Source organism: Rhodococcus sp. 05-2255-1e (assembly GCF_002259025.1).
Lineage (GTDB): Bacteria > Actinomycetota > Actinomycetes > Mycobacteriales > Mycobacteriaceae > Rhodococcoides > Rhodococcoides fascians.
Map to the genome: position 1 here is coordinate 939,662 of NZ_NOZE01000009.1, position 9,879 is coordinate 949,540.

The window sequence follows — 9,879 nt, forward strand, 5'->3', positions numbered from 1 at the left end:
GCTGTGTTAATTAAGCTCGCCGGGCTTGCGCTGGTGGACAGCATCGGAGTCGGGACACTTGCAGTTCCGTTATGGATGATGCTGCGGCCGTCGTTTCGGGCAGGTGTCGTTCTGCTCCATCTGGGTGTGTTGGGGCTGCTGTACCTCGGGGTCGGTATCGCCGTCTGGGCGGCCGCCGACGGCCTGAGGGTGGCGATTCCTGGCGACGCGTGGATTCGGTTGGCGGTGGGTGTTGTAATCCTGCTCGTGGGGGTGGTCTGCGACCGTCGGCGTCGAGTCCCCAGCAGTGCGTGGTGGACGCGGCCCCCGGGAAGTGTTCGCGGGGTTGTTCTGCTCGCGGTCGCTGTGGGCGCGGTGGAGGTGGCGACGATGCTGCCCTACTTTTCGGCAATTGCCATCGTGGGAGATGCGGACCTGGGGCGGTTGTCCTCGGTGTCGATTCTGGCGGCGTACGTGCTTGTGATGCTGTCGCCTGCCCTCGTCCTGCTGGCTGTCGGAGTGGTTGCGCAGGAGCGTATTTCGTCGGTCACGCGACCGCTGGTGCGGCGCGTGGACCGTTGGACCGGCGACGTAGCGGCAACGGTGTCGATCGTGGTGGGCGCGCTACTGGCCGCGAATGCGGCGATCGAACTGAATCTGGTCTGACCTGGTTGTGGTCCGAATCGATGAAAGGGAAGCGATGAAGGTACGAGAGGCCCGCAGCGTCGTCATGATTGTCGTCGGAGCTGTGCTGGCGCTGTTCCTCTGGGACCAGCACATGTTCTGGTTCCAGGGTGGCCCGATCGGCTGTGTTCTGATGGTGCTCGCGATGCTGGACCTATGGGACTCGCGTCGCGGCACGCCGAAAAAGGGGCTACTCGCGGAACTGCGAGACGACATCGTAGGAACGGAGGATTCGAGCGATGCATCCGAGCGTGACACTCGGCCGTGAGCGGCACCGCCGGTTCGTATCGCCGGGACCAAACTGATTTCTCGGCCGAGGCGTGATAAACAAGCTGTTCGGCGATCTGTATCGAGCGGAATGGTGGTGGTCTGGTGACGACCGGTGTCGACGCGGGGCTTCGTGCTCGCTCGCCTCGGAGTGGTCTGACTGCTGCCGGTACCGCCGTGATGGTTGCGGCTCTGGTGGTCGGGTGGGTCGTCGTGTATTTCATCGGCTTGGTGGGTGCGCTGTGGCGTTTTCGTGAGCCGCATGCGCCGGCACCGATCCTCACGATGCACGAGCAGTGGACCGATCTCGCGGTCGGCGCACTGCAGGTCGTTGTGGGGGCGATCGCGATCGGCGCGGTGTATCTCGCACGGCGACGGACTTTGCCGGCGGTGCTGCCTCTGCGGCATGGCTCCGCGCGCGAGGCTGCGTTGACTTGGTGTGCTGCGATCGGCGCGGCGTCGGCGATAGTGCTCGTATTGTCGCGACTGAATATCGTTCGGTTCGGGTTCTCTATCCCTGCCTCTGTCGAATCGGATTGGCTTGCAGTCGTTTCGGCGCTCGCTGTCGGTCTGAGGGAGGAGCCGATTCTGGTGGCTCTGCCGGTTCTGCTGTTGGTGGGCAGGATGCCGATCTGGGCGATCATGGGGTTGTCGGCAACGTTGCGGGGCTTCCTGTACCTGTATTTCGGCGGCGGCGGATTCCTGTGGGCAGCCATATGGGGCGCGGCGGCGGTGTGGGTGTATTACCGCTATCGGCGATTGTGGGTGCTGATCCTCATTCATGGCTTCGTGATGAACATCCAGGTCTTCGACCGGGTGATTCCGTCCGACAATTCGGCGACGGTGCTGCAGTGGATCAACATTTTGATCCTGTTCGCGGCCCTGCTGTGGTGGATCACGCCCCGCGCCCTCGATGCGTTCCTGCCGAACACGGTGGCTGTCCGTTCCAACGATCGGGCTGTCGACACGACGCCTGTGGTGACCGACGTCGTGCTGAATCCCGAGAACGCGAACTCCGACCGATCCAGAAACGAACCACCCGTCAAACCCTGACCATGCGCGCCTCGTGGCATTCCCACGTCGGGTCGAAGCGGGCTTCGCCGTCCAGCTCGAACCCGTTCTTGCGATAGAAGGCGATCGCGCGCTCGTTGGCCGCGGCCACCCACAGATACGCAGCGGGAGTGTCCTCACCTAGTGCGTCGTTCATCAACGCCAGTGCAATGCCGGTGCCGTGGTGTCCGGGCAGAACGTTCAACGACCACAATTCCCTGTGTGCAGGCGGATTTTCGTCGCGCGGGGGTCCTCCGGTCGCGAAGCCGACAATGCGTGAGTCGCCAACGTCGACTGCACATCGGGTGCGAACTCCACGCGCCGACGACTCGTCGCGATGGGCGATGATTTGCTGCCACCGTTCGATGCGGTGCGCGGGCCTCATCGCATCCAACTTCGCACCGTTGGTCATTCCCGCATACGTTGCCTTCCAGATCGCAACGTGTGCTGTACCGATCTGCTGCTCGTCGCCGGGCCGGATGTCACGAATCGAGTAGCTGCGCATGGTGCCGTTATACCGGCCCGAACTCGGTGACCGAATCGAATTTTCTTGTCGGACCCCTCTCGTACTATCGAATACATGTTCGATACCGGGGGTGGGGAGCGGTGGAGACGCCGTCGGTCGATGACTGTATTGCGGGGTTTCTCGATGTCATCGCGCTCAGCCGTGTCCAGGAGAATCTTGCCCGGGCGGGGACCGTCCTGGCGTACTGCGACGTGCTCGAAATGCGGTTGGAGGCTGCCGAATCCGACGGTGGGGACCCTGGCGAGACCGTTCGCGGCGCTTTGTGCGACTTGGCCGTGACGATGACCGGCACGCGTCGCGATGCGTCGGTGATGCACGATGTCGCCGAGCGTTTACATCGAATGCCGTTGACGGCCTTGCGTTTCGTGACCGGCAGCTTCGACTGGTCGACGGTGGTCACCATCACCTCGGTGTTGCATCGCGCCAGTGACGAGACCATCTCGACAATCGAATACGAGGTCTGCGCCGCAGGGGGCCGAATGCGTCCGCAGGCCTTGCGGAACCGAATCTGGCGGTTGTGGATGAGGGCCGATCCGGACGGCGCTGCGCAGGCTCGCGAGACCGCGAAGTCGGAGGAAGTCGGAGTGCGGATCGACCGCACCGGTCCCGGCGGTATTTCGTCGCTCATCGCAAAAATCACGCATCTCGAGGCGGCCGAAGCAGATGCGCTCATTGTCGAGATTGTGGGGACTGTCTGCAAGGACGATCCGCGGTCGACGGGGATGCTGCGGGCGGCGGGACTGATGGCGTTGCTACACGGCGAACATTCGCTGGCCTGTCAGTGCGATCTGGGCGACGACTGCCCGGTTGCGGGTGGCACCGATGATCTCCCTCCTCGGCGCGGGCATCTCCTTCAGATCGTGGTGGCGGTGGAGACGCTGCTGGGACTGTCCTCGGATCCCGCGTCCTTGGCGGACGGGACGCCCATCGATCCGGAGGTGGCGCGCATCGTCGCCACCGACGCGAAATGGCAGGCCATGCTGACCGAGTTGGTCGACATGCTCAAACCCGAGGGAAACAGTTCCGACGACGGCGACGACGGCGACGACGGCGACGACGGTGAGGGCGACGAGGGCGAGGGCGACGACGGCGAGGGCGACGACGGCCCTGAGGGCGGTAACCCGAAAGGTGGAGGACCGTCTGGCAGAGGGCCGGATGGCGGTGACCCGAACGACGTGAATCCTGATGGCAAGTCCGGCCCTGATGGCAAGTCCGGCCCTGATGGCAAGTCCGGCCCTGACGGCGATGCCGGTCCCGACGACGACGCGGGTCCAGACGGCGGCGACCAGGACGACCGTCGCGGAAGAGGCCCGGACGGCGTTGGAGGCTCGCAGCGCGGTGAGTGCAGCGGTCGAGACTCGGGCAGCAGTAAGCACCCGGGCAGCGGCCAGGACCCAGGCTTGCGGTTGTCGACCGGTTTGTTGCTACGTCGAGTGGTGGGCATCGGGCGCGTGCGCGCTGCCGGCGAGCTTCCGTCGATACGCGGGGCAGGTGACTGCGCGAATTCACCCGCAGCCCCTGTGCTGGGGGAGGAGTCTGTCCGCGATGGGCTGGTCGTGCGGTGGCTCGCATGGATTGCCGAGAAGCCCGAGCGTGCTCGGGGCATCTTTCCCGACGGCCACGGCGGGGAGCGCAGTCCATCTCAGGCTGCGGTGACCTATCGACCCAGTGCCCGCGTCGCTGCTGTCGTTCGGGCGGCGTATCGCACGTGCACGTTCCCCCGTTGCGACGTGCCGTCGGCGCGGTGCCAGATCGATCATCTGGTGCCGTTCGATCAGGACGATCCGCGGCGGGGAGGTTGGACCATCGTGACCAATCTTCAACCGGTGTGCGTGTTCCATCATCAGGCGAAGACCTCGAAAACGTGGTCTGCGGCGATGGTGGCCGGAGGGGTAATTCTGTGGTCGAACTCGCTCGGGTTGCGCTCGATCACGTTGCCGGACTTCTCGATCGGATCGCACGCGGGTCGCAGCCGACGTCGGAAGCGGTCTGCGGAACTAGTGAAGTCCCTGTCCGAACCGACCCGATGGGAACTCGACTACAGCGGATCCGCACCCCCGACGCTCGCGGACTTCCGTGCTGCCTCGACGGACTCGGCAAGGAAGAGGCTGGCAGAGAAGAGGCGGGCCTATCTCGAGCATTGCCGCGTTGTACACGCACGAATACGTCAGGACTGGAGTCGATACGATCCTGCGCCCTTCTGACGCCGGCACTGCCGGTGCCCGATAGGTGGTCAGGGCCACGCACCTGCTACCTTGAACGCCGTTCAAGTATCTGGGGCAGGTGATCGCCCCTTCCTCGAGGAGCCACCGTGTCAGGTATCGACAGCAGTACTCGCCCGCCGAGCCGTAAGGTCGGTCGAATGAACGTCTCCGCCCGCGACATGGCGCAGATCGCGGTGTTCGCGGCGCTCATCGCCGCGCTCGGACTGCCGGGATCGATCACGGTGGGCTTCTCCGGAGTCCCGATCACCCTGCAGACCCTCGGCATCATCCTGGCCGGCGCAGTTCTGGGACCACGCAAGGGCACGGCCGCAGTACTGGTGTTCCTCGCCCTGACATTGATCGGCCTGCCGCTGCTGGCGGGCGGACGCACCGGCCTCGCGGCGATGGCCGGCCCCACCGTCGGATACCTGATCGGCTGGATTCCGGCAGCGCTGATCATCGGTTGGCTCACCGCCCGCATCCTGCCGAAGTACTCGATCGTGCTCGGACTGCTGATCAACGCCGTCGGCGGAATCCTCGTTATCTACATCTTCGGCACCATCGGATTGCTGCTCCGCACCGACGTCGGGCTCTGGGCCGCGATCACCACCAACGGACCGTTCCTGCCCGGCGACATCGCGAAGGTCGTCGTCGCCACGGTCGTGGCCAAGAGCGTGCACCGCGCTTACCCGGGACTGATCAAGGCGTGACTTTCACGCTGGGAGGTCGAGGCCAGGACACCGCCATCGTCTGGCGCGGTCGCAGTCTCACTTACGCCGAACTCGACGCCGCCGTCGAGCAGTGGCCTCACCTCCCGGCACACGCCCAATCTCACGACGCCCAATCACACGACGCGTCAGCACTGGATCTGCCGGACGCGTTGGTCTGTGTTGTCGCGGCGGCTCGGCAGGGGTGCGCGGTGCGAGTCGAGGACCCGGCCGCCAGGCCCGAACGCAGCGGCGACCCCGATCCCGACGCCTTCCTGCTTGTTGCGACCTCCGGTTCCACCGGCAGGCCCAAGCCGCTCGCGCGGACCGCGGCGTCGTGGGTCGACAGCTTCGCCGAGTTCACCGACATCACCGGCATCCGTCCCACCGATTCGATAGCGATCACCGGACCCCTGCACGCCACGATGCATCTGTTCGCGGCACTGCATGCGCTGTGGCTCGGTGCCTGTGTCACCGACGACCGTGCGCGGGCCACGGTGGTACATGCGGTCCCTGCGGTGTTGCGGGACGTCGCTCCGCGGATGCCGCACCTTCGGATCGCGGTCGTTGCTGGAACGATGCTGGACTCCGTTGCAGCTCAGTCTGTTCCGGACAGCGTGAGACTGGTCGAATATTATGGGGCCGCCGAGTTGTCCTTGATCGCAGCGAGGGTCGTGGGTGAGCAGCCGACGCTGGTACTGCTTCGCGACGTCGAGGTGCGCACCGACGACGGTTACCTGTTCGTGCGGTCCCCCTACGCCGCCTCGAGTGCACATGATTGGTTCGCCGTCGGCGACCTGGCCGACGTGCGTGGCCGGGAACTCGTCGTCCACGGGCGCGGAGATGCGGCGATCAACGTCGGCGGCACCACCGTCATCGCCGAGGACGTCGAGCGCATTCTGGTCTCGCTCGACGGCGTCCTCGCCGCCGCGGCGATCGGCACTCCGCACTCCGTTCTCGGCGAAACAGTCTCTGCCGTCATCGAACTCGACGGTTCGCGCGATCTGGACGTGGTGCGCGCCGATGCCCGAGCGATCATGACCAAAGAGGCACTACCGAGGCGGTGGACGGTGGTAGAGCAGTTGCCCCGCACCGCCAACGGAAAAATTGCACGAGGGGCACTGTCATCAAGAGGGGCACTGGCATGACGCCCACACCCGTTGTTGTCGCGGGTAAACGCACCGCGATCGGTATCGCAGGGCATGGGTTCGCCGATGTCACGGCACCGAACTTGGCCGTAGCGGTTCTTAAAGCTGTTGCTGCAGAGATCGATCCGCTCGGTGTTCCGATCGACGACGTGATTCTCGGCAACTGCCTCGGCCCAGGCGGTGACGTCGCCCGAGTGGCGGCGTTGGGTGCGGGGCTCGGGTTCGCCGTCCCCGGGGTCACCGTCGATCGCCAGTGTGGATCAGGGTTGGATGCGTTGGCCCAGGCCGCGTCGCGCATCCGGAGCGGCGACGAGACGATGATTCTGGCCGGGGGAGTCGAATCTGCGAGTACCAGCCCGTGGCGGTTCTGGCCGCCCGTCGGCGACGCGGAGCCGGTCCGCTACACCCGAGCGCCGTTCGCGCCCGACGGTTTCGACGACCCGGACATGGGTGTTGCGGCGGATAATCTCGCGCGGCGTCGTGGGATCGGTCGCGAACGCCAGGACGCTTATGCCGCACGGTCTTTCGACCGAGCGGCAGCGTACGACTTCTCCGCGGAAATCGTGGCTGTGAACAACATGGCTACCGACGAGCGCATTCGGCCCAACATGACGGCGCAGCGCCTGAGCAGGCTGCGCCCCACGTTCAGCACGGACGGGACCGTGACCGCCGGTAATTCGTGTGGAATCTCCGACGGCGCAGCCGTTCTGGCGGTCACCAGCCTCGAGCGAGCCGCAGGCATGCCGGCGCTGCGCATTCTCGGCAGCGCTGTTGCCGGGTCCGATCCTGCCCTTCCCGGGCTCGGACCGGTACCCGCGATCGACAAACTGCTCGCCCGCACCGGGGTGGCGCTGAGCGACATCGAAACAGTCGAGATCACCGAGGCCTTCGCGTCGGTCGTGCTTGCCGTCGCGGACGAGCTCGGCATCGACGAGGACCGCATCTGCCCGGACGGTGGTGCCATCGCAATGGGGCATCCGTGGGGAGCGTCGGGCGCAATATTGTTGGTGCGGTTGCTCTCTCGTATGCTGCAGCCCGGAGGCCCTGCGCTGGGGCTGGCGGCCTGCGCTATCGGCGGCGGGCAGGGAATAGCAATGCTGGTGGAGAGAGTGTCATGAGTACGGTCGCCTTCGAGAACATCTCTCACGCATTCGGCGAGCGGCAGGTGTTGCGCGGCATCGATCTCGAATTCGACGAACGCCGCATCGGCATCATCGGGTCCAATGGATCGGGAAAATCCACGCTGGCCCGCATGATCAACGGGTTGATCAAGCCCGATACCGGCCGGGTCACGGTCGACGGAATCGACGCGGCCAAGAAGGGCGCGCAGGTCCGCAAGAAGGTCGGCTTCGTGTTCACCGATCCCGACTCTCAGATCGTCATGCCCACCGTCGCAGAGGATCTCGCGTTCTCGCTGCGGCGGTCCGGGCTCAGCAAGACCGAGGTGGCCGAGCGTGTCGACGAGATGCTCGTCCGGTTTCGACTCGATCGGCATCGCGACCACCCTGCTCATCTGCTGTCCGGTGGACAGAAGCAGTTGCTCGCCATCGGGGCCGTCCTCATCCGGCGGCCGGAGGTGATCGTCGCGGACGAGCCGACGACGTTGCTCGATCTGCGTAACGGCCGCGTCGTCGCAGACGCCTTGAATTCGATGGACCAGCAGGTCATCGTCGTGACTCATCAGCTGGCGTTGCTGGACGGTTTCGAGCGCGTCATCGTCATCGACGACGGGCGCATTGCATTCGACGGCACCCCGGCTGCCGCAGTCCCGGCCTACCGCGAGTTGATCGGATGATCGGTCTCTACCGCCCCGGTGATTCGTTGCTGCATCGGATGAGTCCGGGATCGAAACTGCTGGCGCTGATCGTTGCCATTCTGGCGACAGTGATTTTCGCACGTACACCGCTCGAGGTCGGCGTGGTTGCCGTGATGGTCGCAGTACTGTTCGCGGTCGCCCGCATCCCTGTCAAAGTTGCTCTGGCGCAACTACGTCCGGTGCTGTGGATGCTGCTGATCATCGGGGTGTTCCAGGTGATCATCACCACCTGGCAACGCGCAGTGGTGGTCTGCGGAGTGTTGATCGTCTCCGTCGCGTTGGCCGCATTGGTCACGCTGACCACCCGGATCACCGACATGCTCGATACCGTCACCCGGGCCCTCGGTCCCGTCCGCCGCTTCGGCGTCGACCCGGATCGAATCGGTTTGCTTCTCGCCCTTGCCATTCGCTGCATACCGTTGTTGGCGTCGATCGTGCAGGAAGTGTCGCAGGCCCGAAAAGCCCGCGGCCTGCAGTGGTCGATGACGGCCCTGGCCACACCGGTGTTGGTGCGTGCGCTCCGTACCGCCGATGCGATGGGCGACGCTCTGGTGGCGCGCGGTGTTGACGACGACGGTGTGGACGACGACGGTGTGGATGACGACGGTGCAGATGACGAGTGATCTTCTCACCGCGCGGATAGCGCAGCACTGCGATCGGGCGGACATCGCGATCGTCGACGCGACCGGTCGGATCACGTACCGGGATCTGTGGCGTCGAATGGAACGTGCGGCCGCTTCGATGGCCGGGATGCATCGAATCGCGGTGTTGCCGACGTCGGACATCGACTCGCTGATCGTCGTCGCGGCCGCGATGCATGCCGGCGTGAGTGTCGTTCTGCTGCATCGGCATCTGCTACCCGGCGAATTCGTCGACGCGATGTCGGTCACTGCACCGTCGCTCATCGTGGCGCATCCGCGTCAGCACGCACGATTGCACAGGTGGGGTGCCGACGCGGTGCTGGCACCCGAGCAGCTCGCCGGAGACCGTGTTGCGCGCGTCGATCCGCCGGCACGCAGCGCCGAACTGCTCGTGGGCATCACCTCCGGAACCACCGGCCCACCGAAATTGTTCGTTCGTGATCAGGCGTCCTGGGCGGCCACGCTCGACCGTTCCGATTCTCTGTTCGATCTCGGTCCGGGCGACAGAGTGTCTGCATCGGGAACTCTCGATCACACGCACTTTCTCTACGGTGCGTTGCACGGGCTGACCCGCGGCGCAACGGTGGACCTGCGCACGGCGGCGGCCGCTCTCGAAGATGCTCCGACACACCTGTATTCGGTACCGACTATTGCCTGGGACATCGCGCGGTCGCACGTGCAGTACCCCAGCGTCCGCGAGGTGCTGTCGTCTGCGGCGAGATGGCCGCAGTCGGGTCGGGCGGCACTTGCCACGGTGCTACCGAACGCGACCATGACGCACTTCTACGGCGCGTCGGAACTGAGCTTCGTCTCGTACGACCGTCGAACGTCCGAGGGGGCGGGGATCGAGGGGGCAT

General features: G+C 65.3%; 11 protein-coding genes. 10 read left to right on the plus strand and 1 reads right to left on the minus strand.

Going from position 1 to position 9,879, the window contains the following annotated elements:
* Positions 1-3 precede the first annotated feature (3 nt).
* From CH262_RS07935 to CH262_RS07945, 3 genes are all read left to right on the plus strand, one after another.
* A complete protein-coding gene (locus CH262_RS07935) occupies positions 4-645 on the plus strand; it encodes a GAP family protein (protein ID WP_179274930.1) in 642 nt (213 codons plus the stop codon).
* Positions 646-679: 34 nt separating this feature from the next.
* Positions 680-931, plus strand: coding sequence for a hypothetical protein (locus CH262_RS07940; RefSeq protein WP_094717339.1), 252 nt, complete (start codon positions 680-682; stop codon positions 929-931).
* A gap of 104 nt (positions 932-1,035) precedes the next feature.
* Complete coding sequence (locus CH262_RS07945; RefSeq protein ID WP_094717340.1) at positions 1,036-1,983, plus strand: CPBP family intramembrane glutamic endopeptidase; 948 nt, start codon at positions 1,036-1,038, stop codon at positions 1,981-1,983.
* Here CH262_RS07945 and CH262_RS07950 read toward each other — a convergent pair.
* Positions 1,973-2,485 carry a GNAT family N-acetyltransferase gene (locus CH262_RS07950; protein WP_094717341.1) on the minus strand — a complete coding sequence of 171 codons (513 nt, stop codon included), beginning with the start codon at positions 2,483-2,485 and terminating at the stop codon, positions 1,973-1,975. The genes CH262_RS07945 and CH262_RS07950 overlap by 11 nt on opposite strands.
* Positions 2,486-2,586: 101 nt before the next feature.
* Between CH262_RS07950 and CH262_RS07955 the strand changes: the two genes are divergently transcribed.
* The 7 genes from CH262_RS07955 to CH262_RS07985 form a co-directional block, all read left to right on the plus strand.
* Positions 2,587-4,710 carry an HNH endonuclease signature motif containing protein gene (locus CH262_RS07955; protein ID WP_094717342.1) on the plus strand — a complete coding sequence of 708 codons (2,124 nt, stop codon included), beginning with the start codon at positions 2,587-2,589 and terminating at the stop codon, positions 4,708-4,710.
* A 158-nt stretch (positions 4,711-4,868) separates the two neighbouring features.
* Complete coding sequence (locus CH262_RS07960; RefSeq protein ID WP_373453766.1) at positions 4,869-5,420, plus strand: biotin transporter BioY; 552 nt, start codon at positions 4,869-4,871, stop codon at positions 5,418-5,420.
* Complete coding sequence (locus CH262_RS07965) at positions 5,417-6,565, plus strand: AMP-binding protein (RefSeq protein ID WP_094717343.1); 1,149 nt, start codon at positions 5,417-5,419, stop codon at positions 6,563-6,565. Before CH262_RS07960 ends, CH262_RS07965 begins: the two co-directional genes overlap by 4 nt.
* Positions 6,562-7,683, plus strand: coding sequence for a thiolase family protein (locus CH262_RS07970; RefSeq protein WP_094717344.1), 1,122 nt, complete (start codon positions 6,562-6,564; stop codon positions 7,681-7,683). Before CH262_RS07965 ends, CH262_RS07970 begins: the two co-directional genes overlap by 4 nt.
* Entirely contained in the window at positions 7,680-8,360 is a 681-nt protein-coding gene (locus CH262_RS07975; protein WP_027498187.1) for an energy-coupling factor ABC transporter ATP-binding protein, read from the plus strand. Before CH262_RS07970 ends, CH262_RS07975 begins: the two co-directional genes overlap by 4 nt.
* Entirely contained in the window at positions 8,357-9,004 is a 648-nt protein-coding gene (locus tag CH262_RS07980; RefSeq protein WP_094717345.1) for an energy-coupling factor transporter transmembrane component T family protein, read from the plus strand. The genes CH262_RS07975 and CH262_RS07980 overlap by 4 nt, the downstream gene beginning before the upstream one ends.
* Positions 8,994-9,879, plus strand: an 886-nt coding sequence (locus CH262_RS07985; RefSeq protein ID WP_094717402.1) for an AMP-binding protein, incomplete at its 3' end; no start/stop codon positions are given. The genes CH262_RS07980 and CH262_RS07985, both read left to right, overlap by 11 nt.